Below are 23985 nucleotides of genomic sequence, written 5' to 3' on the forward strand. Positions count from 1 at the left end.
CTTCAGGCGGCGACGGTGTAGACGTCGCGCTGTGCGGCTTCGTAGGTGGGTTCGGTGTCTGCGCGCGCAGCGGAAATCGCCGCTTCGATTTGCGTATCGATCTCGGCGCCAATGCGTTCTATCTCGTCGGCCTTGACACCGTGCTTGCGCAACAGAGCTTCTGTGCGGGTCACCGGATCGTCGGCGCTCAACGATGCGATCTCATCTGCCGCCCGGTATTTTTGGGGATCACCTTCGTAGTGACCCCGCACGCGTTGGGTAATACATTCGAGTACCGCTGGCCCGTCGCCTTGGCGTAGCAGGGCGACGGTGGCGTCGGCCGCCTCGGTTACGGCCTGCACGTCATTGCCGTCGACCTTGGCATAGCGGATCTTGAACGCGGCGGCCAGGTCTTGCAGTGCCGCGGCAAATTGCTTGCTGGTGGGGGAAAACTCCGACCAGCCATTGTTTTCGCAGACCAGTAGCAAGGGCAGCTTCCATAGTGCCGCCATATTCAGCGTTTCGTGCAGTACGCCCTCGGCCATGGCGCCATCACCAAAGAAGGCGACGGCAATGCCACCGGTTTCACGAACCTGGTGGGCAATGGCGCTACCTAGTGCGATGGGAATGCCTGCGCCAACAATGCCATTGGCGCCCAGAATGCCGATATCCATATCGGCCACGTGCATGGAGCCGCCGCGGCCGCCACACACACCGCCGGCTTTGCCCATGACTTCTTTGAAGAAATGTTCCAGCGACAAACCGCGAGCCAGCACATGGCCGTGACCCCGGTGCGTCGTGGCCAGGGTGTCCTGCGAGGAGAGGGCTGCGCACACCCCGGCGGCGATAGCTTCCTGACCCACACTCAGGTGAATGAAGCCGGGCACCTCGCTGTCGGCAAACAGCCGGGTCAGGCTGTTTTCCACCGTGCGTATCGTCTTGATCACGCGATACAGCGACACCAGCTTAGTGGCGTCGGTTTTGGCCGGCATATCCTCGTCTCCGTTGTATTGATTCTGATTGATGAATCGTCAGTCATCTTAGGATCCGTGTTTACTGCTGTCAACGTTCAGAGGATTAAGGAAAACCCTTGGGTGAGGAGATCGCGCCGGGCGAGTGGATGGTCGAGAGGAGGGCGTGCCGAATTCAATAAAAGCGCGAGGGCAGCGTAATAGCAGAGCAACCCAAACGAAGAGCGCCCCAACTCGAGATGAGATGGGGCGCTCTTACCAAGCTTCGCACGCATTGGGTGTCAGAACACTTGGTGAATTCAATGTAGCGCTACGTTTTGGCCATTGCAAGCACTAAATCGTTTCAACATGGGGGCATTTTTACCGCCGGGCCGCCCCAAGGTAAAAAGCGCCCCCTTGGGGGGGGCAGCAAGCCAAAGGCGCAGCGTGGGGGCATTTTACCGCCGGGCCGCCCCAAGGTAAAAAGCGCCCCCTTGGGGGGCAGCAAGCCAAAGGCGCAGCGTGGGGGCATTTTACCGCCGGGCCGCCCCAAGGTAAAAAGCGCCCCCTTGGGGGGCAGCAAGCCAAAGGCGCAGCGTGGGGGCATTTTTACCGCCGGGCCGCCCCAAGGTAAAAAGCGCCCCCTTGGGGGGCAGCAAGCCAAAGGCGCAGCGTGGGGGCAATTCCCCCCCCTTGGGGCTACGCGACCTGTGGAGGCTGTGGTGCTCCGGCAAAAGTTTCCCGCGTGCGGCGTGCTATCGTAACTGTCGATTTTGAAATTTTTCTACGGACTCCCGCTATGCCGCGTATCAACGTTCAACAAGGCGAATTGGCGCACTGGTTACAATTTGTCTCTGAGGGTGGAGAAGCGGGCGCGCCACAAGATCAGATGCCGGCCCATGTGGTCGAGGGCCTGTTGATTTTGCTATGCGTGCAGCGTACCGACGAGGGCAGGCTGATATTGACCGACAAGGGGCGCCTGGCCCTGCGGATGGAGTCGCCCGGCGCACTCCATCTCGGCTAGTTTCGTGGCGAGTCGTTAACCGGCATCTGGCCCGCGCCGCGTCCGAAACGGGTCCTTTCGAGATCCTTTCTACATTTTGCATCGCACTTTGCAATGCTTTGCATTGTTCTTGCTTCACCTAGGGAATCTCCCATGAGATTCGCTTATGGTGGGAGTATCGCGGCCGGCAACTAGTCGGTAAGATGAACTTGCGTGACTGACACGGGTCCAACTTGAAGATGCATGGGATCCCGCTGTTTGTCACGCGTGGATTCACGCGTTTGGATAACCGACTGGGAGGAAGCCATGCAGCATCATGACCAGGAAGTGCTGATCGACGTATCCACAGCGGCCATGGATACCGGCGGATACGGTGTACTGCTGACGGTAACGGCCGAAGGAGGCACCGAAGTTGATGCCGCCTTTTCTTATTTGGGTAGTTGTTCTTCAATGCACGAAGCGCGTGACCGCGCAGAAATCTTCGCCCAGAATTGGGTAGAAGAAAACATCTTCCGCTGACATCGCACTAGGAGGACGTTTCTTGCAGGCCGCGCGCGCCCATGACCTCGACACGACGCCCGTCCGGAAGGCAGGATAAATCCGGGTTATCGTCGCTACTTCGTCATTTGCGGCGCGCGCCACCCGTGCGCCATATTTCGATGGCCACTTCTATTTCTTCCGAGCTTTCCCACACGATTCGGGCCTTGCGCCAGCATTTCAGCGACGTGGTTTTACCCTTGTGGGTAGGGCCAGGTTTTAACGAGCGCATGGCTTTGCCGTATGAGGCGTTGGCCGGAGACACCGGATTACCGTTGCCTGTGCAACGCTATCGCGCGATGGCGTGCGCACGTCAGTTGTATGTCTATGCCACCGCGCCGAAGGCGGAACATGCGAGCCATGCGGATCGTTTGTTTGATGCCCTGGTCCGACATTTTCGTGATGCGCAGCACGGCGGATGGCGCTATAGCATTGATGCCGAGGGCCTGCCGTTGGACGACACGCAGGATCTGTACACGCATGCGTTTGTCGTGTTCGCTTGCGCGGCGTATTTTGAGCGCTCTCGACGAGCCGAGGCGCGTCAGACGATGCTGCAAACGGCACAGCAGATCGAGTTGCATTTTCGGCGTGCGGACGGACGCTATCACGCGGCTATGTCGCCCGACTGGATGCACGCGACGGCAGGGCCGGCACAGAACCCCGTCATGCATTTGACCGAGGCCTACCTAGCGGCGTCCCGCGTCGCGGAGCCGGCCTGGTTTGCGCATATCCTGCGCAATATGGCGCAAGGTGTAGCCGAGACCTTTTTGCATGCGCCGACCCTGTGTATCACCGAAGCACCGGTGGCCCGCACTGATCTCGTCATCGAACCGGGGCATCAGTTTGAATGGTTTGTCCTGCTCAATAGTGCGCCAGCGGTGTTTTCGGATCTGGAGTTGGCGCTGGCCCTGCCGCGCGGTTGTGCCTGGGCGCGCGAGCACGGGGTCGCCAGCGAGACGGCGGGCGTCTGTGCGGCTTTGCACGAGGATGGCCGGATGAGCGACGCCACGCAACGTATTTGGGCGCAGGCCGAATACGCGCGTTACCTGGCGGCGTCGGGCGACTTGTCGGCGCTGTTGCAGCAGTTGCGACAGTTTCATGATCGGTTTCTGCACCCGAGGGGCTGGCGCGAATGCCTGAACGCCAAGGGGGAATTGGCGCGTGTGGACATGCCTTCGACGACGCCTTACCACTTGGCAACATGTTACGCCGCGTTGCCGGCGACGTGACGCTTCGCAGACTAAATTTGCTTACGGACGGCGCAGCGTGGGGGCATTTTTACCGCCGGGCCGCCCCAAGGTAAAAAGCGCCCCCTTGGGGGGCAGCAAGCCGAAGGCGCAGCGTGGGGGCATTTTTACCCTTAAGGCCGAACGTGCGGCTGAACCTCGTCCCAACAATTAGTTATCTAGATTACAATTTGCTAATTGTTGACGAGAGGATTGCCATGAGCATCATGTGTCCAGCGTGCCAGGCGATTATGCCGGGCTTGACCGGAATTGAGCCGCATGCAGAGCTGGGGCATCAGGGCTTTATTCATCCCAATCAACGCGGTCGCGAGGGCTGCAGAGAAGATCATTTCCGTTGCCTGGCATGTGGCTCCAAGTGGCTGCGCGAGACGGACAAATGGGGAACGGATTTAGGATTCAAGCTGGCGCCGTAAGTTGGCGCCGCCTAAGGCCGCGAATCAATCGCTTCAAGTGCGTGAAGTAGGTGGCTCGGTTTTCGCCGGAAAACACCAATATTTGAGGATGACCACCAGCAATACGGTCAGCGATATCCAGGATGCCCAGTGCCATAGGCCGGTGCCCAGCAGGGCTGCCAGCAATCCAAAAACGCTGAGCACGCCCAGCACAATCGGTGCACCCCAGACGAACCAAAAACGGTGACGTGAACTCATGCGGGGCTCTGTTGCGGCGTGGCTTGTTGATGTCGCCGTATGAGCTCCGCGATGCGGGCATCTGTGGCTTTGCGGCGTGCGATCCACAGATAGAGGCCACTGCCTAGTACGACGATGGTGATCAGGTCGAGCAACGTCCACAGGATTTTCAGGGGCAGGCCACCATAGTCCCCAAAGTGCAAGGGGCGAGAGACTTCCAGGGCCGTCAGGTACCAGGGCATACGGGCCACGGCGCTGAGTTCGCCGGTGACGCCGTCGACGAGCACGGGGGTATTGAGCTTGGAGGTCAAAGGCGTATCGCCTTTGAGCCACACCAGATAGTGGTGCGGGCTGCCGTAGGCGTTACCCGGGTAGGCAATGAACGATACTTCGCGTCCGGGCAGAGCCTTGATGGCCGTATCCGCGGCGCCCTGGAGGGATGCCAGATCCGTTGGCACGCTGCGGCCTTGGTAGGGGGCCAGAATGCGGGGTAGCTCCGTGCTCTGCCAGAGCCGGAACATCGGTGTCGACAGTTCGTTGATCACGCCCGTCAGGCCCACCACAAGGGCCCAGACCAGGGTGACGACACCCAGGAGATTATGCAGATCCAGCCATTTCAGGCGGGTCGAGCGTGTTGCGCGCACGGTGCCGAAGTCCAGCTTTTTCATGAACGGGCCATACAGAACGACGCCCGAGACGATGGCCACGACAAACAACAGCCCCATGAATCCCAGGAAGAGCTCGCCAGGCAGGCCGGCGAACAGATCGACGTGCAGGGCGAGCATGATACCCATGAACGAGAACCGGTCTTCGGAATAGGGTGGCGCATCGTGCAGGACTTCGGCGGTACGCATGTCGACGCGTACGGCATGGCCTTTTTCGACGGCAGTGCCGAATTCGGGCACAAAGCCCACATAGGCTTGGGGCTCGTGGTCGTCCAGGTAGACGTAGTCCACGTACTCGTTGGGATATAGGGCTTTGCCGGCCGCGACAATCTGGTCCAGGCTAGCGGAGGGCGTGCCTTCGGGCAGTTCGGCGATCGGTTTGCCTTCGTCGAACAGATGCTCGATTTCGTGATGAAAAATCAGGGGCAACCCGGTCAGACAGATGATCAGCAGGAACAGGGTGCAGACCAGGCTGGTCCATTTATGGACGAGATACCAGGTTTTGATGGTGGCGGCGGCAGTCATGATGGATGTCGTCGTGCAGGTTGGGTCGAGTCCCACACGATATCATGAATAATACTGATTCTTATCAGTATCCGCCTTGTTGTCGTGAAGTTGTGGACGGTGGCGCCAGCGGAATCGGAATCGCCAGCGTTGTGTTGGCATTGCCGGCGGGGTGAGGCGAGGTGGCCGGGACGGATGGCGCGACGCGGTTGGCCGACGGGGCCGGCGTTACGGGAGAGGGGGCGGTGATGGGCGCCGCGGCGGGTTGATCCGCTTGGCCGATCGGCGAGGCGGGCCGAACGTTGGACGGCAGAACGCCGCTGGGGGCATTGGGCTGCCGCACCTGCGTGGGCGAACCGTCACTGGGGCGCATGTTTTCGAGGAAGTCGGTCAGCTCGTCGCCCGTGGGGAGATCCAGCGAGGCGATCGCACGGCCGGGGGGAAATTCCGAGAAATAGTATTCACCGTTGTGTACGAGCAACCCGTCGGGATGCGGCCGTTGTGGCTGCTCGGGGATGTCCTTCAGGACGGGCCGCATGTAGTCCAGCCAGGTGGAGAGCGCCAGGCCGCTGCCAAATGCGTTGCTGCCGAGAGATTTGGGTTGGTCGAAACCCATCCAGACGGTGGTGGCCAATGTCGGGGTGTAGCCCGCGAACCAGACATCGATGGCGTCGTTGGTCGTACCGGTTTTGCCCCGGATGTCATCGCGCTTGAGCTCCCGTTTGGCGCGGGCCCCCGTGCCACGGCTGGCGACGTCCAGCAGCATGTCGTCTGTCACCCAGGCGGTGCGCGGGTCGATGGCCCGGGCGGCCTCGTCGCCCGCGATGACCGGCTGAGCTTGCATCAGCACGTTACCCGAGCGGTCGGTGACGCGGTCGATCAGATAGGGGGGCACCCGGTAGCCGCCATTGGCAAAGACGGTGTATGCGCTGGCGAGTTGCAGCGGCGTCGCGCCACCAGCACCCAGGGCCATGGGTAGCACGGCGGGCCAGCGGTCTTTCTGAAAACCAAAGCGTGTCAGATAGTCCTGGGCGTACTGCGGTGTGACAGCTTGCAGGATGCGGATGGACACCATGTTTTTAGAGCGGTACAGGCCTTGTCGCAGCGTCTGCATGGTCTCGTACTTGTTGTTGTCGTTCTTCGGGGTCCAAGGGCGAGATCCGGTTTGCTCAACCGTCAGCACAAAGGGCTGATCCGATATTTGCGTGGCCGGTGTCATGCCGCGCTCCAGCGCGGAGGCGTAGATGAACGGCTTGATCGTCGAGCCGGGTTGGCGCCAGGCTTGCGTGGCACGGTTGAACGAGCCGCTGTAAAAATCAAAGCCGCCGATGACGGCACGCATGGCGCCGTCTTTGGGCGACAGGGAGACCAGCGCGGCCTGCACGGTCGGCAGATTCAGGATTTCCCAGTAGTCGCCGTTTTTATGCAGGCGCACGACAGATCCACGCTGGATACGCAGGGTGTCACTGGCTTTCGGACTCAATGCTCGCGCCACGATGGCGAGGGCTTTTTTGTCGGAGACGGTGACGATCTCGCTGGCGCTGCGCGCGACTTTGACTTCGGTCGGGCTGGCCGAGAGCACGATGCCTGTCAACAGGTCGCTGCTGTCGGGCGTCTCCTCCTGGACGGTGTCGAGGATTTCCTCGAAGGCCTGCGTGTCTTGTTCGATGTCGGGAGGCAGGTTGATCAGGTCTTCCGGCCCGAGATAGGCGGTGCGGCGGGTATAGTCCAGCACGCCACTGCGCACGGCCTGGTAGGCGGCCTCCTGGTCTTTCGAGTTGATCGTGGTGTAGACGTCGATGCCGCGCGTGTAGGTGTCATCCTGGAACAGGCCGTACAGGATTTGGCGCGCCAGTTCCGCGGGGTACTCGCCGTGTACAGGAAAACCGTCGCTTTGCATGCCTTCGGTGCCGCGAATCTGCAGCGGTTGTTCGCGCGCGGCCTGGGCTTGCTCGGGGGTGAGAAATCCCAGCGCCTCCATACGGCCCAAGACATAGTGCTGGCGGACGACGGCGCGATCCAGATTGGTGATGGGGTTCGAGCGCGAGGGAGCCTTGGGGACGCCGGCCAACAGCGCAGCCTCGGCGGCGGTGACCTCGGCCAGGGGCTTACCCAGATACGTACGCGCGGCGGCCTCGAAACCATAGCTGCGATGACCCAGATAAATCTGGTTCATGTAGAGCTCCAATATCTGGTCCTTGGTGAGTTCGGCTTCGATCTTGAAGGTCAGCAGCAGCTCGTAGAACTTGCGTAAATACGTTTTATCGGACGACAGGTAGAAATTGCGCGCGAGCTGCATGGTGATCGTGCTGGCGCCCTGAGATTTCGAGCGATTGATCACGTTGGTCACTGCGGCGCGTGCCACGCCCATCCAGTCAATCCCGCCATGCTCATAAAATTCATCGTCTTCGGCGGCCAGCATGGCCTGTTTCATGACGAGCGGAATGTCTTCAAAGCGCACCACATTGCGGTGTTCCTGGCCGAACTCGCCGATCAGCACGCGATCTGCCGTATAAACGCGCAGCGGCACACTGGGCCGGTAGTCGGTCATGGCGTGCAGGGCAGGCAGGTTGGGCCAGGTCAGTGCGACGGCCAGGCCAATAAGCACAGCGCCGCACACGGCCAGACCGGCCAGGCCGATAGCCAACTGGGCCACAATGCGCTTGCGCAAAAACTGTTTGATGCTCGGGCGGAGGGCGGAGGAACGCGATTTTTCAGGGGTATTCATTGCTGCTGATTCTAGGCCAGAACCAGATAGACACTCTCTTTGCCCATTAGGTTTCCGTAACCAAACATGGCAAAGGGTGTCCCATCATCCCAATGGCGGGTCTGTCGGCTGTCTTGACGGGGGATCGTCCCCCATTTTGGGAGACGTGGCGCATCAGGCTCAGGGCTTTAAATGGGAGACGAAAAACGCTTCCATGGCTTCATAGAACTCGAACTTGTTTTCATCGTTGTGAAAACCGTGCCCCTCGTTGTCTTTGACCAAGTATTGGACCTCGACGCCGCGCGCTTGTAGCGCCTGCACCACTTGGTCGCTTTCTGCTTTGTTGACGCGCGGGTCTTGTGCGCCCTGGGCAATCAAGAGGGGCGTGCGGATGCGGTCGACGTGCAGGGCAGGCGAGGTCGCCGCGAGGCGATCGTGGTCGTGCTCGGGATGACCCACCATGTCGTACATTTTGGCCAGCAAGGGCTTCCAATAGGGCGGAATGGTGTTCATAAAGGTGAACAGATTCGATACGCCCACGTAATCGACCGCCGCGGCATACAGATCCGGGGTGAAGGTAATGCCCGCGAGTGTGGCGTAACCCCCGTAACTGCCCCCGTAGATCCCGATGCGGGCCGGGTCGGCAATGCCTTGCTCGATGAGCCAGCGTACCCCATCGGTGATATCGTCCTGCATGGCCAGCCCCCATTGGCCGAAGCTGGCCTCCCAGAACGCCCTGCCATAGCCGGTGGATCCGCGGAAGTTCATCTGCAGGACGCAGAAGCCACGGTTGGCCAGGAACTGGATTTCCGGGTTATAGCCCCAGCCATCGCGCGCCCACGGGCCACCGTGCGGATTAATGATGCACGGCAAGCCGCGTGGGTCGCGGCCAGCGGGCAGTGTCAGATAGCCATGGATCTCGAGACCATCACGACTGGTGTAAGACACGGGCTGCACCGGCGACATGTCCGTCTCTGGGATAGCCGGGTTGATATCGGCCAGCTTGTGCAGCGTGCCGGAGTCGGACTGGAATAGGTATCGGGAGCCGGGCGTACGGTCGTTGTAGGCGGCCACAATGAATGTGTCTTCGTTGCGGTTCAGGCCCTGAATGGCCAGGTCGTAACCGGGAAGCAGGTTCTCGAGTTGCTGATACAGCGCCTCGGTCTGCGCATCAAAATAATGGCGGCGCGGCTTGTCAGTCTGGTAGGCGGCCTCCGTCAGGACACGACGTTTGCGGGAATAGCCGGCAGCGTCAAGATCGACTTCGTCTGTGGCAAATACCAGTTCTTCGTGGTCGGGCGAGGCGGGGTCAATGACGACCAACGCCAGCTTGTCGCGGCCACGATTGCTCAGCGCGTAGAACTTGCGATCATCAAAGGTAAAAAACGCCGGACTGACGGTGGTGCGGTAGTCGGTGGTGATCAAGGCCTGGAACGGCGCGGCCTCGTCGTCGCGATAGAGCAGGGTGGTGTCCAGCCCATCGCTGGTAATCGCGGCGCGAACCTGACCCGCGTGGTCGGTCTGCCAGCCCACGACATTGCCCGGGTTTTGCGCGACCAGCACGGCCGTGCCGGTGTGGACATTGACGCGATAGACATCAAAGACCTGGGGGTCACGCTGGTTATGGCTGATCAGGACGTGATCGGGATCATCCGGCAGATCGTCCTCGATACCCGCGCGCACGCTGTCATACGGCGTCAAGTCGTGGGCCACGCCGGTATGGGCGTTCACGGCCAGGACGTGGAAATTTTCGTCACCACCGAAATCTTTCTGGTACAGCACAATATCGTTGCCTTTCCAGAAAAAATTGCTGATATCGCGTGCCGTTTCGTTCGTCAGCCTGCGCGCCTCGCCCACGGGCAGGGCGTTTTGCAACGCTTGCACGTAGATGTTCATCCGGGCGGGCTGATCATCCAGCGCGGCAGGCTGCATGAATCCGAGCGTCTTGCCGTCGTCGGCAAGGCGGAAATAGCCGCGCTCAGGATTACGGAAGAAATCTTTTAACGGGTATTGTTGCGGCAGGTGCGTGGCGGCGGTACGGTGAGGCAAAGCAAATCTCCTGGGTCGGGTGAGGCCGACGGTTGACCTATTGATCATGCCATAGGCGAGGGGGCCGAGTCGAACGCGTCTCGCCGGGGACAGATCGCCGCCCGTCACGACCAGAAATGCGACAACTGGCGGCGAGGGCAAAGATTGCGGGATAATCGCAGCCACGTTATGGGAGTCAACATGATCAAAGCGGTAGGAGCGGCATTGGCCGTCGCAGGCCTGGCGGCCTGCTCGACTGGGATTTCTTCAGGTGGCAATACGCCGACAGCCAGTTTGACAGTGCAGTCCAGTTATCGAGCCACCTACGAGGCGGCGACGGCCCAGGCCGAGCGTTGCCTGCGTGGCGAGGGCGCGTACAAGGTACATGGCACAGTGGACGATGCCGCGCGCACCGCCCTCGTGCGGGTTGAGGCGCCGTTTACGGGGGACGACGTAGCACGCGTGACCATCACGGGCCAGGGTGAGCGTCAGTCGCAAGTCGACATCGTGATGTGGGGCCGCGGCATCTGGAACGAAAACGCCGTTCGCGCCATGCGCGCGGCCGTGATTTACGAAGTGCCGTCGTGCACCACCTACATGCCCACAGAGGTTCCCAAACCCAAAAAATAGCTCAATCGCCGCCGGGGCGGCGCTTGAAAATCTTGAACGAACCCGAAGCCTTGGCAACTAGCTCGCCCTTGACGTTGCGGATTTCACCCTCACAGAACGCAATCGATGCGCCCATGCGCAGGCAGCGGGCCTCGATCGTCAAATCGCTGTTTCCGGGGGAAATAAAGCTGGTGGTCATGTCGATGGTCGCCATGCCGGTCTGGAGGTCATTGCCGCGCGCGGCGGCACTGAGCGTGAAATCCAGCACGCTCATCAGCGTGCCACCGTGCACATCGCCACGGCTATTGGTCAGATCCTCGCGCCAGGGCAAGCGCGTGCGTGCATGGCCCGGACCAATGCTTTCGGGAATCACGCCCATCAAGTGCATCAAAGGGATGGTCAGGCCAAAATAGTCGGTCTGGGCAGGTGTCGTCATGAGATCAGGCTAATCTGAAAAGCGTCGAAAAATTTAACGCGAGAGCGCGTCATAATATTCTTTTTTGCCCACAGCTTCCCGTATCGTACTTGTCATGTCCTCGTTTTCGCGCAAGATCGTACATGTCGACATGGATGCGTTTTACGCATCCGTCGAGCAGCGCGACAATCCTTCGCTACGCGGACTGCCCGTCGTCGTCGCTTGGGAAGGGTCCCGCTCTGTCGTCTGCGCCGCCTCATACGAGGCGCGGCGCTTCGGCGTCTATTCCGCCATGTCCGTCGCGCGCGCGCAGCGCCTTTGCCCCGACGCGATCTACGTGCCCCCCGATTTCAACCGCTATCGCGAGGTCTCGCGCCAAGTCCGGCACGTCTTTGCGCGCCACACCGACCTGATCGAGCCCCTATCGCTGGACGAAGCCTACCTGGACGTCACCCTCAACAAAACCGGCCTTGCCTCGGCAACCGCAGTCGCGCAGGCCATACGCAGTGAAATCCTCGAGGAAACTCGCCTCACCGCCTCGGCTGGCGTCGCACCCAACAAATTCCTGGCCAAAATCGCCTCCGACTGGAACAAGCCCAACGGCCTGTTCGTCATCAAACCCTCACAAATCCTGGCCTTCCTGCAGCCCTTGCCTGTGCGCAAAGTCCCCGGCGTAGGCAAAGTCATGCAAGGCAAACTCGATGCCCTCGGTATCCACACCGTCGGCGACCTGTCACGCCATAGCGCCGCAGAACTCGAACACCACTTCGGCCGCTACGGCATACGGCTGCACGAACTGTCACAAGGCATCGACAACCGCGAAGTCCAGCCCGACGCGCCCCTGCAACAAATATCCGCCGAAACCACTCTGTCCGTAGACCAGCCCCTGCAAGCCCTGGACGATATCCTCGGACGCCTCGCCATCAAAATCTGGGACCAGGGCATAAAAAAGGGCGCCATCGGCCGCACCGTCGTCCTCAAACTCAAAACCGACCGCTTTCGCATCCTCACGCGCACCCTGACGCTGGCCCGTGCACCCGCCAGTGCCCAGGACCTTACCCTCGTTGCCCAGCAACTCTGCGCACGCGTGGACCTGCCCGCCAGCACCCGATACCGCCTGGCCGGCATCGGGATGAGCAACTTCGAAGACCCTGCCACACAAGCCCGCCAGCCCGACCTGGGCCTATTCGACGACGAGCCCGACACTAACCATTAAGACGTTGCTTCACCTGTCGCGACACCTCGGACATATCCGCCTTGCCCGCCAGCGCCGGCTTCAAAATCGCCATCACCTTGCCCATCGCAGCACCACCGCTCAGACCCAGCGCGGCCACCTCAGCCAACGCAGCATTCACCGCCGCATCTATCTCCTCGGGGGACGCCGGCTGCGGCAAGAACTCCCGCAACACATCCAACTCAGCCGTCTCCTGAGCCGCCGTTTCCAGACGACCCGCCTGCTCAAAAGCCGCAATCGATTCGCGACGCTGCTTAACCTGCTTCTCAATGATCGCCGTCACTTCCTCATCACTCAACTCCCGGCGATCATCAACCTCTTTCTGCTTAACCGCCGCCAGCAAAAACCGCAGCGTCGACAACCGCTCCGTTTCCCGCGCACGCATAGCATCCTTAACTGCGTCGGACAACCGACCCCTGAGCGAAGCACTGCTCATAGCTGACACCCTTAAAAGAAGAAAAATGCACCTGGTACACCCAGCACCAAGCACACCAAACAAGAACAATTCCCCAGTTTAATCCCACAAGTACACCCAAGCAGTCCACCCGTGACAGTTTCAACAATGACCACAGTCTTTACACGACCACAGTTTCAACAGCAGCAGTTTCGCCACGACATCGGCCGTACCAACAGCATCAGCTTCACCATGACATTAGGCCCATCAAAACACCAGTTTGACCACGACATCAGCCCTCAACGACGGCAGTTTCCTCAATGTGCGTGTTTGGTTCGTGTCGCTGTGTGGTGATGCCGGCCTGTTGAGCGCCGATTCAGTCTCGCGCAGCGAGACCGAGGCCTCTGATCACGGGCCGAGTCGGCGCGATCTGGCCGGCATCACCACACAGCGACACGAACCAAACATCCAGAGAAAGCCCTTCCTACGAAGACCCCGCGGCATCCACAACGCATAAATATGTATAATAAATACATCTTAAAGAATCCCCGTAAGTAAAAAAGCAACCCGAAGGAACCGTCAAAATGCTGAGCCAGGAAGTTCGCGATTTAGTCAAAGCCACAGCACCCGTACTGAAGGTGCATGGTGAAACACTCACCTGTCACTTTTACGCCCGTATGTTCCGCCACAATCCGGAACTCAAACAGGTCTTTAATCAAGGACACCAAGACGGGGGGCAACAACAGCAAGCCTTGGCCGCCGCCGTCGCCGCCTACGCCGAACACATCGACGACCCCTCCGTACTGATGCCCGTCATCACTCGCATCGTCCACAAACACGTCAGCCTTGGCATTCGCCCCGAACACTACGCGATCGTCGGCAAGCACCTGCTGGCCTCCATCCGCGAAGTCCTCGGCGAAGAAGCCGCCACCGACGAACTCATCGCCGCCTGGGCCGCCGCCTATGGCCAGCTCGCTGATCTGCTTATCGCCGAAGAAGCCAAACTCTACGCACAGGCCGTACGCAAAGAAGGCGGCTGGACCGGCTGGCGCGGATTCCGCGTCGACAAAAAAATCCCCGAAAGCGCAGAAATCACGTCCTTCTACCTCGTTCCCGCCGACGGCGGCCCCGTGCCCGACTACCTGCCGGGACAATACATTTCGCTACGCGTCTTCGTCCCCCAACTCGGCATCATGCAGCCGCGCCAATACAGCCTGTCCGACGCCCCGGGCCAAGGTCGCTTGCGCATCTCCGTCAAACGCGAAAGCGGCGTTAACGGCTCGCCCGCGGGCAGCGTATCCAATGTCCTGCACGCCAACTTAAACGAAGGCGACGTCCTCGACCTTGCTCCCCCGCAAGGCGAATTCACCCTCAATGCAGACGGTACTGCGCCGGTCGTCCTGCTCAGTGGCGGCGTTGGCCTGACTCCCATGGTCTCCATGCTGAACCACCTCGTCGCCCGCGACGACGGTCGCCAGATTCGCTTCGTGCATGCATGCCGCGATCGTTCCGTGCATGCCATGAAATCGCACGTCAACGACATCGTTCAATCGCGTCCTAACGTCCGCAAAGTCGTCTACTACGAAACGGTCGCCTCTGACGATCAACCTGGCCAGGACTACGACTACGCCGGCCGGATGGATCTCCAAGCCATTCGTGACATTGCCGTCTTGCCCGATGCCGATTACTACATGTGCGGTCCCTTGCCCTTCATGAGTGCGCAGCGTCAGGCATTGACCGCATTGGGCGTCGCCCCGGAACGCATCCATGCCGAGTTGTTTGGCACCGGCGGACCCGGTGCATAAGGCGTTATAGTGCAACGCCATGCAACTCACTAAATACACAGACTTTGGCCTGCGCGTCTTGATGTACCTGACGCAGAGCGATGGTCGCTCGACACCCGTGACGGTCCCCGAGATCGCCGAGCGGTTTGAGGTGTCGCGCAACCATCTGGTCAAGGTCGTGCATTTTCTGAGTCAGCAGGGTTGGATTGCGACCACCCGCGGCAAAGGCGGGGGCCTGCGGCTGGCGCGCGCGCCAGCCGCCTATCGTCTGGGGGATCTGGTGTACGCGCTGGAAAACCAGCACACCCTGGTCAATTGCGGGGAACCCGTCTGCGCGCTGCAAGGGCTTTGCTTGCTCTCCGGCGTACTGGCCAACAGCCTGCAGTCGTTTTACGACGAACTCAATCGCCATACGTTGGCCGATCTGGTGCTTGCTCCCACTGGGCAGGCCATCATACGGCTGCAGCGCATCGCGTAGAGCGGTATGTGGCACTAACGACCACCCAAAACGATCACACTAAACCTTAGGTTATGGCCACCCGCCAGATTGGCATTTGCCCTGACGACCGTCACGTTTCAGAATGAAGGCTGGTTCTGATATTTAGGGTTTACCATGAAGGTATGCGTCATTGGCGCCGGCGTGATCGGTGTGACGTCGGCCTATTTTCTGGCTCGGCAGGGACACGAGGTCGTCTTGATCGATAGCCGGGCGCGTCCGGCAACGGTGTCCAGTTACGCCAATGGCGGGCAACTGAGCTATAGCTACGTCGCGCCGCTGGCCGGCCCGGGCGTCTTGCCCAGCGTGCCGGGCTGGCTGTTGCGGGCCGACTCGCCACTGCGCTTTCAGCCTCGCCTGGATCCTCATCAATGGCAATGGTGCCTGCAATTTGCGCTGGCATGCCGCGCCTCGGTCGCCAAGGCCTCCACTGCCCAGTTGCAGTCCTTGTCGTACCTGAGCCGCGACGTATTGAATCGCCTGCTCGAAGAAGAAAACATCGATTTTGGCCATGTGCGCAATGGCAAACTCATTGCGTATCGCAGCCCTGAGTTACTTGAGAAAGCACGACGTCTGGTGGCCTATCAGGCTGCCCTGGGGGCAGAGCAACGCGTCCTGGACGCCGCAGAAACTCTTGCCCTGGAGCCCGCGTTGGCGGGACTGGGTCGCAATCTGGCCGGTGCTGTCTATACCCCCAGTGAAGAGGCGGGCGATTGTCGCCAGTTCACCGAAAGCCTGTTCCGGCGACTGCAGGAGTCGGAGGGTGTGCAATGCCGGATGGCCAGTCCCGTGCGGCGCTTGCGACGCGAGGGCCGCAAGATCGTGGCCGTAGAAACGGCCAATGGCGATATCCCTGTGGATGCGGTCGTACTGGCTGCGGGGATGGCATCGCGCAATTTGATCAAGCCTCTGGGACGAGACCTGCCCCTGTATCCGCTAAAAGGCTACAGCCTGAGCGTGCCCCTGGCCGATGGTGATGAGACGGCCCCCGCAATCAGCGTGACGGATTACGAGCGACGCATTGTGTATGCGCGTATCGGACGGATCCTGCGTATCGCCGCCATGGTGGATATCGGCAGCCCGAACGCCGATATCGATCCCGCCCGCATCGCGTTGCTCAAGCAGCAGGTGCGCGAGGCTTTCCCACGCCTGGATCTGGGGCAGGCCGTGCCATGGGCCGGATTGCGCCCGGCGACGCCGACGGGCAAACCTCTGATTGGCGAGAGCCGCGTCGCGGACAACTTGTGGTTGAACGTGGGGCAGGGTGCCTTGGGCTTTACCCTGGCCTGCGGCAGCGCCGCCTTGCTGACGGCCCAGATGTCGGGCCTGGAACTGCCTATCGATGCGACGCCGTTTCGGCCTTAAAGCGTGATCGGTGCGCGACGGGTGCGGAGTAAGCACTCGGGCCGCCGATTTAATGAAAATCCCGACTGCGCGCGGCCAGCCCACCCAACAAGGGCGAGAGGTCTACCAACCGTTGCGCGATCAGGTGGCGTATTCCTTCGATGTTTTGCCAAGTGCCGTATACCCCTAGCAGGGTCGCTCCGAGCAATTCCCGGCGTTGACGTTCCATGAGCTCGCTGCGGACGACGACATTAACGGACCCGGTTTCGTCTTCCAACGTGATGAACACGGTGCCTTTGGCGGTTTGCGGGCGTTGTCGCATGGTGACGAGTCCGCAGGCACGTGCCAGGCGTCGGTCCGGATAACGATTGAGCACCTCCGCAGGCTGAAATCGCATCGTTTGCAGACGAGGTCGCAATAACGCAACGGGATGGCTGCGCAAGGTCAAGCGCAAGCTGCGGTAATCCTCAATAATCGATTCGCCTTCGGTAGGGGCGGACAAAGTGGGTGATTCGGGATCAGCAGGATCCGCATGGCGCAGCAGATCCCGACTGGCCACGCTGGCGCTGGCCTCCCATCTGGCGAGTCTGCGATGGCCCGCGAGGCGATGCAACGCATCGGCGGCCGCCAGGGCGTCGAGTTCATGGCGATTGAGTTCAGCGCGACGGGCCAGGTCCCGGGTGTGCGTGAAAGGATGTGTCGCGCGAGCCTGTTCGATACGTAGTGCGGCGGCTTCTGATAGGCCCTGGATCTGGTTCAGACCCAGGCGTACAGCGGGGCGAGGACAGGCCGGTAGCGTCTCGAGCGAGGCTTCCCAGTGGCTGACCGTGACATCAGTGGGCAGCACGTGCACCCCATGGCGGCGCGCATCCTGGATTAACTGCGCAGGGGCATAAAAACCCATAGGCTGGGAGTTCAGCAAAGCCGCCAGAAAAGCCTCGGGCTCGTGGTATTTCAGCCAGGCGCTGTCATAAGCAAGCAGCGCGAAACTGGCGGCGTGGCTTTCGGGAAAACCATATTCTCCGAAACCTTCGATCTGACGAATGATGGCCGTGGCGAATGCCTCGGTGTAGCCATTTTTCAGCAGACCCGTGACGAGTTTTTCATTGAACTTGTCGATACCGCCCTTGCGTTTCCAGGAGGCCATGGAGCGCCGCAACTGATCGGCCTCGCCAGCGGTAAAGTCGGCCGCGACCATCGCGATCTGCATGACCTGTTCCTGAAAAATAGGTACGCCCTTCGTGCGCTTCAATACCCCGCGCACGGCCTCGCTGGGATAGGTTTCAGCCTCTTTTTTTTGGCGCCGCCTGAGATACGGATGCACCATGCCACCCTGAATCGGGCCGGGCCGCACAATGGCGACCTGTACCACCAGATCATAGTATTCGCGTGGCCTGAGTCGCGGCAACATGCTCATTTGTGCGCGCGATTCGATCTGAAAAACGCCGATGGTATCGGCCGCGCAAATCATGTCATAAGTGGCGGGGTCTTCTTTAGGGATGTCGAGCAAAGACCAGGGCTGCCTTCGGCGCTGACTGACAAAATCCAGCGCACGACGCAAGACGGATAGCATGCCAAGCGCCAATACATCGACTTTTAAAAGGCCCAGCGTATCGAGATCGTCCTTGTCCCATTGCACGACACTGCGATCTGGCATCGCGGCATTCTCGATGGGGACCAGACGAGCCAGATTGCCGCGTGAAATCACAAAGCCACCAGGGTGTTGGGAAAGGTGGCGAGGAAAGTTGATCAAGGTTTCGGCGAGGATGGCCCAGTGCCGTGCGACGGTTGACTCGGGATCCAGGCCGCAGGCGCCCAAGGTGCGCAACATGGTTTTTTTTCCATCCCACCATTGATGCGCGCGGGCCACGGCATCGATGATGCTTTGATCGATGCCCAATGCGCGGCCGGTGTCGCGCAGGACGCTGCGGGGTCGATAAGAGATGACGACGCCCGTCAGGGCGGCGCGGCGGCGTCCGTATTTACGGTAGATGTACTGGATGACTTCTTCACGGCGTTGATGTTCGAAATCGACATCAATGTCCGGAGGCTCGTTGCGTTCTTTGCTGATAAAGCGCTCGAACAAGGACTGGCTGCGTTGCGGGTCGACGGCGGTAATGCCCAGGCAATAGCACACGACGGAATTGGCGGCCGATCCGCGTCCCTGACACAGGATGTTTTCACGGCGCGCATATTGCACGATGTCGTAGACGGTCAGGAAATAAGCTTCGTATTCCAGCTCGGCGATCAGTGCGAGTTCTTTTTCGATTTGTTGATGAATCGCCGGTGGAATACCGTCGCGAAAGCGATGCGCCGCGCCAGCATAAACCTCGCGCCGCAGATAGGTGGTGGGGGTTTCGCCGGCCGGGATGATTTCGTCGGGGTATTCGTAGCGCAGAGTGCGTAGTGAAAAAGAACAGCGCTGTGCGATGGCCAGGGTTTGCGCCAGCGCCTCGGGGGGATAGAGCGACGCAAGGCGCAAGCGACTGCGCAGATGTTGCTCGGCATTGACCTGCAGGTCGTAGCCGCATTGCGAGACGGCGCGTTTGCTGCGGATGGCCGTCAGCGTATCGTGCAGCGGTTTGCGCGAACGTCGATGCATCTGCACATGACCCAGCGCGGTGACGGGCAGTCCCGTGAGTTGTGCCGCCTGTTGTACGGCAGTGCGGTGCAGGTCATCGCGAGCATGATGCAGTAGGGTCAGCCCGATCCAGGCGCGGCCCGGAAAAGTCCGCGCCAGCCAATGAGCGTGTTCCGCGAGCGTCGTAGCGGACATCCCATGAGGAGGAGCCAGGATTGCCAGGCAATCGGGCAGGTTGCGTAGATGTGCATAAGTCGGATCGGGAGTGGTGATGTCATCGAGATACAGCCGGTAATCGCCCTTTGGGGCGCGTGAGCGGCCTAGCGTAATCAGCTCGGATAAATTGCCGTAGCCTTCGCGGGTTTGGGCCAGGAGTACGAGCGACAGGGGCGGAGCATCGGCAGAGGATGGCGCTGTGTGTAAACACAGCGTGCTGCCGACGATGAGCGGGAGCTTTTGTTTTTCGGCTTCGGCGAGTGCTCGCACGACGCCCGCCAGCGAACACTCATCGGTGATGGCGATCGCCGCATAACCGAGTTGCGCGGCCTGTACGACGAGCTCTTCGGGATGCGAGGCGCCTTGTAGAAACGAAAAATTCGACAGGCATTGCAGCTCTGCATAGGCGGGCAAGCCAGGCAGGGATGCGGGCCGTGTCATGGCGGTGAGCGGGATATCAGGCATAGCGTCCGTGCAAAAACCAACGGGCGTGTTCGGTATCGCGTTCGCGATAGATCCAGTAGCGGGCGGCTGCCGCGTCCTCGGCGACAAAGTAGTCGCGCACCGTCAGCGCGGCATCCCACCATCCGCTTTCGATGCGTTCGGGGCCGCGTATCAGGCGCAGGGGCTGGCCTGCATAGACGGGACGATGCTGCTGGACTTGCAGCGGAACGGGGGGATCCAGCAACCAAAAGGGGCGATCCATCAGCGTGAACGGGTCATGATGGCTGAGATCGCGGGGGGGCCGGGACGGGACGTCCTGCGCAGCGCCCCAGTGGTTGGCTACCTCGGGGCGGTGATCGGCGATGGGTTGGGCTTGCAAGACGCGTTCGCGCCCCAGGCGGGCGCTAAGCAGATCCAGCAAGCGGGCGTGCTCGGTGGGCGAGCCACCTGGCTCGGGAAACAGGCTGGTGCTGGCCGCAGGCTGTTCGACGGTGTCGTCGACGTGCAGGGCCAGTGCAATCGCGGGGGCCTCGAGCGGCAGGCGGCCGAGTTTTTCACGCAGCAAACTCAGGAGGTGCGAGGGCTGCCAGGCTGGTTGGGCCAGATGGATGGGCAGGCGGGTCGGTGCGCGCGCGTGCCGGCCTCGTTCGTGCTCGAGTACCAGCGTGAAATGTTGAACCGCCAGGCGTCGGGCGGTCAGCCAGCCGCATAGGGGTTCGAGCAGGCGTTGCGCCCAGGCCAGGATGGCTTCGGCATGCGCGATGTAATCGGGCAACTCCAGGCGTTGCTGAAAACGCGCCGGCGGCTGGAGCCAGGCATGACATTCCGGCGCGATGCCATAGGCCGCGTCGAGCGAGCGGGGGAGCTCGGTGCCGCAGCGGCGTTGCAGGCCTGCGCGCGGCAGATGGCGCAGGTCGCTCAGGGTGCGGCATCCAATGCCGTGCAACCAGTCCAGGCGAGCCTGGGCGCTGGGCAGCAGGGCGCAAGGTATTGCATCAAGCACAGTGGTCATCGTGTCGATCTGCAAGACACGGCGTCGTGATCGAGCGCAAGATTGATGCGCGAGCAGCCAGGCTCCCTGAGCGGTGGGCGCCATGCCTGACCCAATATGCAGGCCCATGGCCTGTAACGTGGCAGTGATGCGTCGATGCAACTGACGAGGCCCCCCAAAATACGCCAGACTGGCGCCGACCTGTAGTAACAGCGTGTCGGGCTCGGCGATCGCGATGTCCGGCGTGTATTGCAGCAAGGCCAGCGCGGTTTCGTGCAGGAGATGTTGTTCGGCCACGAGATCCCGTGCGAGCAAAGGAACGTCGGGCGCGATCGCGGCGGCCCCGGCACGACGCATGCCCGCCTGGATGCCTGCCTTTGCCGCCGCTGGGGTCAGCGCGGCAATACGCGCCTGATCCAGGACGGCAAAGGCCGCATCACGAGACCAATGCGGGCGTGCGGCGTCGAGTGGCAGACAGCGCAGGAAGGCGGCGATCCAGAGGGGCATGATCAGGAGAAACAGTCTCGCGCGTACGGGCGGGCTCGAAATCTAGAAATAAGGGTTGCGTACAGGCCGGGCCACGCCGTTTCAGGATGTGCACAGACAAGCCGCCGGACGCGGGAGAGAGCGCCAGCCGCAGTGGGGCCGGAGACGCCTGCTGCGCGACCGTCGCGGGCCGTAGCACAAAGCACAGCGTGTCGGCCATCTGGGCCGCCAGATGCAGGCGGCGCAGGGATTCCGGGCGTACGTGAGGCAACCAGCACAGCAGCGCCCCGCAACTACCGTGTTTCAGGATTTGCTCGGTGGCCCACAAGGCATCAAGCGGACGTTCGGGCGCTACCCAGAGCAATTGACCTGGATTCAGGCGCCAGCCTTGCCAGCAGGCCAGGTGCGGGACGTGGGGCGGTTGCACCAGGGCGATGGGGTGACGGCTGTCGAGCTGGGCCAGCGCGGGTTGCAGCAGGCGGATTTCCCCAATGCCGGCGTGTGGCATCAGTAATTCAATCAAGGCGCCCGCGGGCCAACCGCCATCCGGTAACTGGGCGGACAGCGCCGCATAGCCTGTAGGAATGCCACGGCGGGCACTGCGCGCCAATTGGGTGGCACGCCATAGGGCGGGGTGGATGAGTTCTGGGGACAGCATGATTAATCTCTATTTACTGTACAAATATACAGTATTTTGGATGGGGATTTACAATGACGATTTGGGGGTACGATTGCGCCCCGATATGCCGGAGTCCCCGATGACAGACCTTGCCACCCTTGAATTTCTGCCCGACGAGGGCACCGAGATCAAGCAACTCTTTATCCTGCTGCACGGCGTGGGCGGCACACCGCACACGCTGGCGTCGCTGATTCAGGCATTGCGTACAGCGTTTCCGGCCTCCGCGATTCTGGCGCCGGCGGGTTTTGAACGCTATGACGGCGGAGGAAATGGGCGTCAATGGTTCTCGGTGCGCGGCGTCGACGAAGACAACCGCGCCGAGCGGGTGGCCCAGGCATTGCCGCCGCTAGTCGATTACGTGCGGGCGGCACAGGCCAGGTTTGGCCTATTACAGTCCGACACCGCATTAGCCGGTTTTTCCCAGGGCGCGATCATGGCGCTCGAGGCGGTACAAGCGCATGATGGTCTGGCCGGGCGTGTTCTGGCATTTTCGGGCCGCTATGCGCGGTTACCCAAAGTACCGCCGCAATACACCACCATCCACCTGTTGCACGGGGCGAATGATACGGTGATGAATGTGACGTATGCGCAAACCGCACAGGCCTGGCTTGACTCTCTGCATGGCGATTGCACCATCGACGTAGCGAATCACGTCGGGCACGAGTTGCATCCGGCCTTGGTGCAGTGTGCGATCGAACGCCTGCAAACCTGTGTCCCGCTGCGCAGTTGGGAAGCCGCGCTGGGGTTGAATCAGGCGCCGTCAAAAGGCGAGACGCTGCATTGATTCGTCATGCTTGAGTCAGGCGTCTAATGCGAGTTGAAGAAGCGCATCGCGCAATGCGTCGGTGGCCCGATAGAGGGGGACATGGCCCTTAAGCAGGACTTGTGCTGACCTTCTGTATGCGACTTTCGAGATTTTTAGCGTTTTACCATCACGTTGTGCGACAACGGTGGCATCGAGCGTGCCAGCCGGATTTTCGATGCTGATCACGGCATTGCAAGTTTGATCCGCTACCGTTGGTAAGCCTGTTGCGACTTCGGCGGCCACGCTGCCTTTAATCAAGCAGGCTGCGGCCAAGCAACAGCCTCCTGATACGGCCATCGAAGCATGCCCCGTCTGAGGAGTGAAGTACCTCGTCGACAAGGTGCCGCCATTCGCTGGTGATCCGACGATGCATACTTTGGGAATGGTTTCGCTAGCCGCGATGTCTGTCTCACTCATCAGAGTGCCGTCGCGGCGACGCAACTGCATCAGCATGCCAGCTTGAATCCAGACATGCCGCAATCGCGCCATGAAAGTGGGATCGCTCTCCAACTCGTCAATGGATTCGTGTGCGGTTTTTCCTAGGCCGCTTGCCTTGATGATGACCATGGGTACCGCAACATCGACGCACGAGACTGGAATACCATCTATGACATTGACAGGGCTGCCAGTCGGCAATAGTCTGCCTGTTTTCGATCCGACGGGCTCATGCAAGAACAAGTCAACAGACGGATATTGCCCATATACCCCAGGAATTTCGGTATGGACGAGTGCTCCACTTTCATCTCTTAAGAGCCGCCCCGTGGAGATCACGCCGGTATTCGTATTGCGGATCTCCAGTTCGTCATCGACATCGGCAAGCGCGACAAGGCCACTGTCCAGCAGCCATAATGGCAGTGCAGAACTCATGTTGCCGCAATTGACGCTCCAGTCGATCCGCGAATGTGTGGCTGCCAACTGCGCCAATGTGCTGACTAGCCGTTGACGGCCGTTGGACTGCTCCAGGCTGACGAAGAAGACTTTGTTGCTGGTCGCGGGGCCTCGTCCCAGGCCCGTAATCTGCCGATTGGCGGATAGGGACCCAGATAAGGGAACCCCCATGAGATGCCTGAGCAGTTCCTCGCGCAGCGCTTCATCTTTTGGCGCAAAGGCGTTCCAAATGACCAGGCCAGTGGAGGTTCCACCTCGCATGTGATGTACCGGAAATTCAACGATGCCGGTAGCAGTCTGGAGTCGAGGTCTATCGAGTAACAGGATCGGGTCAGTTGTCATTTGAATGGCCTGCACCTAATGGGGCGTT

The 23985-nt window shown here is 60.7% G+C and carries 21 protein-coding genes; 10 read left to right on the forward strand and 11 right to left on the reverse strand.

Translation table 11 applies throughout. The features are described 5' to 3' along the window. Window positions 1–2 precede the first annotated feature (2 nt). Window positions 3–971 (reverse strand): thiamine pyrophosphate-dependent dehydrogenase E1 component subunit alpha, encoded by a 969-nt coding sequence (locus ACYVDM_RS09380; RefSeq protein ID WP_415786508.1) that lies wholly within the window; start codon window positions 969–971, stop codon window positions 3–5. Window positions 972–1728: 757 nt separating this feature from the next. Between ACYVDM_RS09380 and ACYVDM_RS09385 the strand changes: the two genes are divergently transcribed. The 4 genes from ACYVDM_RS09385 (at window position 1729) to ACYVDM_RS09400 (ending at window position 4129) form a co-directional block, all read left to right on the forward strand. Continuing rightward, window positions 1729–1953 (forward strand): hypothetical protein, encoded by a 225-nt coding sequence (locus ACYVDM_RS09385; protein WP_415786506.1) that lies wholly within the window; start codon window positions 1729–1731, stop codon window positions 1951–1953. A 285-nt stretch (window positions 1954–2238) separates the two neighbouring features. Continuing rightward, entirely contained in the window at window positions 2239–2451 is a 213-nt protein-coding gene (locus ACYVDM_RS09390) for a hypothetical protein (protein ID WP_415786504.1), read from the forward strand. A 140-nt stretch (window positions 2452–2591) separates the two neighbouring features. Further along, complete coding sequence (locus ACYVDM_RS09395; protein WP_415786502.1) at window positions 2592–3698, forward strand: AGE family epimerase/isomerase; 1107 nt, start codon at window positions 2592–2594, stop codon at window positions 3696–3698. Window positions 3699–3913: 215 nt separating this feature from the next. Then, a complete protein-coding gene (locus ACYVDM_RS09400; protein ID WP_415786500.1) occupies window positions 3914–4129 on the forward strand; it encodes a hypothetical protein in 216 nt (71 codons plus the stop codon). 33 nt (window positions 4130–4162) lie between these two features. On the opposite strand, the gene ACYVDM_RS09405 is transcribed toward ACYVDM_RS09400, so the two are convergent. From ACYVDM_RS09405 to ACYVDM_RS09420, 4 genes are all read right to left on the reverse strand, one after another. Then, window positions 4163–4366 (reverse strand): hypothetical protein, encoded by a 204-nt coding sequence (locus ACYVDM_RS09405; RefSeq protein ID WP_415786498.1) that lies wholly within the window; start codon window positions 4364–4366, stop codon window positions 4163–4165. Next, window positions 4363–5535 (reverse strand): PepSY-associated TM helix domain-containing protein, encoded by a 1173-nt coding sequence (locus ACYVDM_RS09410; protein WP_415786496.1) that lies wholly within the window; start codon window positions 5533–5535, stop codon window positions 4363–4365. The genes ACYVDM_RS09405 and ACYVDM_RS09410 overlap by 4 nt, the downstream gene beginning before the upstream one ends. Window positions 5536–5599: 64 nt before the next feature. Further along, entirely contained in the window at window positions 5600–8242 is a 2643-nt protein-coding gene (locus ACYVDM_RS09415) for a penicillin-binding protein 1A (protein WP_415786494.1), read from the reverse strand. A gap of 159 nt (window positions 8243–8401) precedes the next feature. After that, window positions 8402–10318: an alpha/beta hydrolase family protein gene (locus ACYVDM_RS09420; protein WP_415787069.1), complete on the reverse strand. Its 1917-nt coding sequence runs from the start codon at window positions 10316–10318 to the stop codon at window positions 8402–8404. Between the two features lie 132 nt (window positions 10319–10450). Here ACYVDM_RS09420 and ACYVDM_RS09425 point away from each other — a divergent pair, with 132 nt between their 5' ends. After that, the gene (locus ACYVDM_RS09425; protein WP_415786492.1) at window positions 10451–10879 is read left to right on the forward strand and encodes a BPTD_2524 family lipoprotein; all 429 of its coding nucleotides are present in this window, start codon (window positions 10451–10453) and stop codon (window positions 10877–10879) included. Window position 10880: 1 nt separating this feature from the next. Here ACYVDM_RS09425 and ACYVDM_RS09430 read toward each other — a convergent pair whose 3' ends face one another. Further along, window positions 10881–11294, reverse strand: coding sequence for a PaaI family thioesterase (locus tag ACYVDM_RS09430; RefSeq protein WP_415786490.1), 414 nt, complete (start codon window positions 11292–11294; stop codon window positions 10881–10883). A 94-nt stretch (window positions 11295–11388) separates the two neighbouring features. On the opposite strand from ACYVDM_RS09430, the gene dinB reads away from it, so the two are divergent. After that, the gene (dinB, locus tag ACYVDM_RS09435; RefSeq protein ID WP_415786488.1) at window positions 11389–12489 is read left to right on the forward strand and encodes a DNA polymerase IV; all 1101 of its coding nucleotides are present in this window, start codon (window positions 11389–11391) and stop codon (window positions 12487–12489) included. Here dinB and ACYVDM_RS09440 read toward each other — a convergent pair. Beyond that, the gene (locus ACYVDM_RS09440; protein ID WP_415786486.1) at window positions 12479–12943 is read right to left on the reverse strand and encodes a GatB/YqeY domain-containing protein; all 465 of its coding nucleotides are present in this window, start codon (window positions 12941–12943) and stop codon (window positions 12479–12481) included. The two genes, dinB and ACYVDM_RS09440, sit on opposite strands and share 11 nt — an antisense overlap. Before the next feature lie 542 nt (window positions 12944–13485). On the opposite strand from ACYVDM_RS09440, the gene hmpA reads away from it, so the two are divergent. The 3 genes from hmpA to ACYVDM_RS09455 all read left to right on the forward strand — a co-directional run bounded on the left by hmpA (window position 13486) and on the right by ACYVDM_RS09455 (window position 16546). Next, the gene (hmpA, locus tag ACYVDM_RS09445; protein WP_415786484.1) at window positions 13486–14706 is read left to right on the forward strand and encodes an NO-inducible flavohemoprotein; all 1221 of its coding nucleotides are present in this window, start codon (window positions 13486–13488) and stop codon (window positions 14704–14706) included. Window positions 14707–14725: 19 nt separating this feature from the next. After that, entirely contained in the window at window positions 14726–15163 is a 438-nt protein-coding gene (locus ACYVDM_RS09450) for an Rrf2 family transcriptional regulator (RefSeq protein ID WP_460475377.1), read from the forward strand. 135 nt (window positions 15164–15298) lie between these two features. Then, window positions 15299–16546 carry a D-amino acid dehydrogenase gene (locus ACYVDM_RS09455; RefSeq protein ID WP_415786480.1) on the forward strand — a complete coding sequence of 416 codons (1248 nt, stop codon included), beginning with the start codon at window positions 15299–15301 and terminating at the stop codon, window positions 16544–16546. A 49-nt stretch (window positions 16547–16595) separates the two neighbouring features. Here ACYVDM_RS09455 and ACYVDM_RS09460 read toward each other — a convergent pair whose 3' ends face one another. The 3 genes from ACYVDM_RS09460 to imuA are packed head-to-tail and all read right to left on the reverse strand — an operon-like array spanning window position 16596 to window position 21901. Then, the gene (locus ACYVDM_RS09460; RefSeq protein ID WP_415786478.1) at window positions 16596–19787 is read right to left on the reverse strand and encodes an error-prone DNA polymerase; all 3192 of its coding nucleotides are present in this window, start codon (window positions 19785–19787) and stop codon (window positions 16596–16598) included. After that, window positions 19780–21264, reverse strand: a complete 1485-nt coding sequence (locus ACYVDM_RS09465) for a Y-family DNA polymerase (RefSeq protein ID WP_415786476.1) — start codon at window positions 21262–21264, stop codon at window positions 19780–19782. The genes ACYVDM_RS09460 and ACYVDM_RS09465 overlap by 8 nt, the downstream gene beginning before the upstream one ends. Next, complete coding sequence (imuA, locus tag ACYVDM_RS09470; protein ID WP_415786474.1) at window positions 21194–21901, reverse strand: translesion DNA synthesis-associated protein ImuA; 708 nt, start codon at window positions 21899–21901, stop codon at window positions 21194–21196. The genes ACYVDM_RS09465 and imuA overlap by 71 nt, the downstream gene beginning before the upstream one ends. A 100-nt stretch (window positions 21902–22001) precedes the next feature. Between imuA and ypfH the strand changes: the two genes are divergently transcribed. Then, on the forward strand, window positions 22002–22706 hold the full coding sequence (ypfH, locus tag ACYVDM_RS09475; RefSeq protein ID WP_415786472.1) for an esterase: 705 nt from the start codon (window positions 22002–22004) through the stop codon (window positions 22704–22706). Between the two features lie 15 nt (window positions 22707–22721). Here ypfH and ACYVDM_RS09480 read toward each other — a convergent pair whose 3' ends face one another. After that, on the reverse strand, window positions 22722–23957 hold the full coding sequence (locus tag ACYVDM_RS09480; RefSeq protein WP_415786470.1) for a PrpF domain-containing protein: 1236 nt from the start codon (window positions 23955–23957) through the stop codon (window positions 22722–22724). Window positions 23958–23985 lie beyond the last annotated feature (28 nt).

The organism is Bordetella tumulicola (assembly GCF_054779135.1).

Bases quoted from the DNA above. Each gene is read 5' to 3' on its own strand.
- ACYVDM_RS09380 (WP_415786508.1), bottom strand. From the start codon at position 971: ATGCCGGCCAAAACCGACGCCACTAAGCTGGTGTCGCTGTATCGCGTG.
- ACYVDM_RS09385 (WP_415786506.1), top strand. From the start codon at position 1,729: ATGCCGCGTATCAACGTTCAACAAGGCGAATTGGCGCACTGGTTACAA.
- ACYVDM_RS09390 (WP_415786504.1), top strand. From the start codon at position 2,239: ATGCAGCATCATGACCAGGAAGTGCTGATCGACGTATCCACAGCGGCC.
- ACYVDM_RS09395 (WP_415786502.1), top strand. From the start codon at position 2,592: ATGGCCACTTCTATTTCTTCCGAGCTTTCCCACACGATTCGGGCCTTG.
- ACYVDM_RS09400 (WP_415786500.1), top strand. From the start codon at position 3,914: ATGAGCATCATGTGTCCAGCGTGCCAGGCGATTATGCCGGGCTTGACC.
- ACYVDM_RS09405 (WP_415786498.1), bottom strand. From the start codon at position 4,366: ATGAGTTCACGTCACCGTTTTTGGTTCGTCTGGGGTGCACCGATTGTG.
- ACYVDM_RS09410 (WP_415786496.1), bottom strand. From the start codon at position 5,535: ATGACTGCCGCCGCCACCATCAAAACCTGGTATCTCGTCCATAAATGG.
- ACYVDM_RS09415 (WP_415786494.1), bottom strand. From the start codon at position 8,242: ATGAATACCCCTGAAAAATCGCGTTCCTCCGCCCTCCGCCCGAGCATC.
- ACYVDM_RS09420 (WP_415787069.1), bottom strand. From the start codon at position 10,318: ATGATCAATAGGTCAACCGTCGGCCTCACCCGACCCAGGAGATTTGCT.
- ACYVDM_RS09425 (WP_415786492.1), top strand. From the start codon at position 10,451: ATGATCAAAGCGGTAGGAGCGGCATTGGCCGTCGCAGGCCTGGCGGCC.
- ACYVDM_RS09430 (WP_415786490.1), bottom strand. From the start codon at position 11,294: ATGACGACACCTGCCCAGACCGACTATTTTGGCCTGACCATCCCTTTG.
- dinB (WP_415786488.1), top strand. From the start codon at position 11,389: ATGTCCTCGTTTTCGCGCAAGATCGTACATGTCGACATGGATGCGTTT.
- ACYVDM_RS09440 (WP_415786486.1), bottom strand. From the start codon at position 12,943: ATGAGCAGTGCTTCGCTCAGGGGTCGGTTGTCCGACGCAGTTAAGGAT.
- hmpA (WP_415786484.1), top strand. From the start codon at position 13,486: ATGCTGAGCCAGGAAGTTCGCGATTTAGTCAAAGCCACAGCACCCGTA.
- ACYVDM_RS09450 (WP_460475377.1), top strand. From the start codon at position 14,726: ATGCAACTCACTAAATACACAGACTTTGGCCTGCGCGTCTTGATGTAC.
- ACYVDM_RS09455 (WP_415786480.1), top strand. From the start codon at position 15,299: ATGAAGGTATGCGTCATTGGCGCCGGCGTGATCGGTGTGACGTCGGCC.
- ACYVDM_RS09460 (WP_415786478.1), bottom strand. From the start codon at position 19,787: ATGCCTGATATCCCGCTCACCGCCATGACACGGCCCGCATCCCTGCCT.
- ACYVDM_RS09465 (WP_415786476.1), bottom strand. From the start codon at position 21,264: ATGCCCCTCTGGATCGCCGCCTTCCTGCGCTGTCTGCCACTCGACGCC.
- imuA (WP_415786474.1), bottom strand. From the start codon at position 21,901: ATGCTGTCCCCAGAACTCATCCACCCCGCCCTATGGCGTGCCACCCAA.
- ypfH (WP_415786472.1), top strand. From the start codon at position 22,002: ATGACAGACCTTGCCACCCTTGAATTTCTGCCCGACGAGGGCACCGAG.
- ACYVDM_RS09480 (WP_415786470.1), bottom strand. From the start codon at position 23,957: ATGACAACTGACCCGATCCTGTTACTCGATAGACCTCGACTCCAGACT.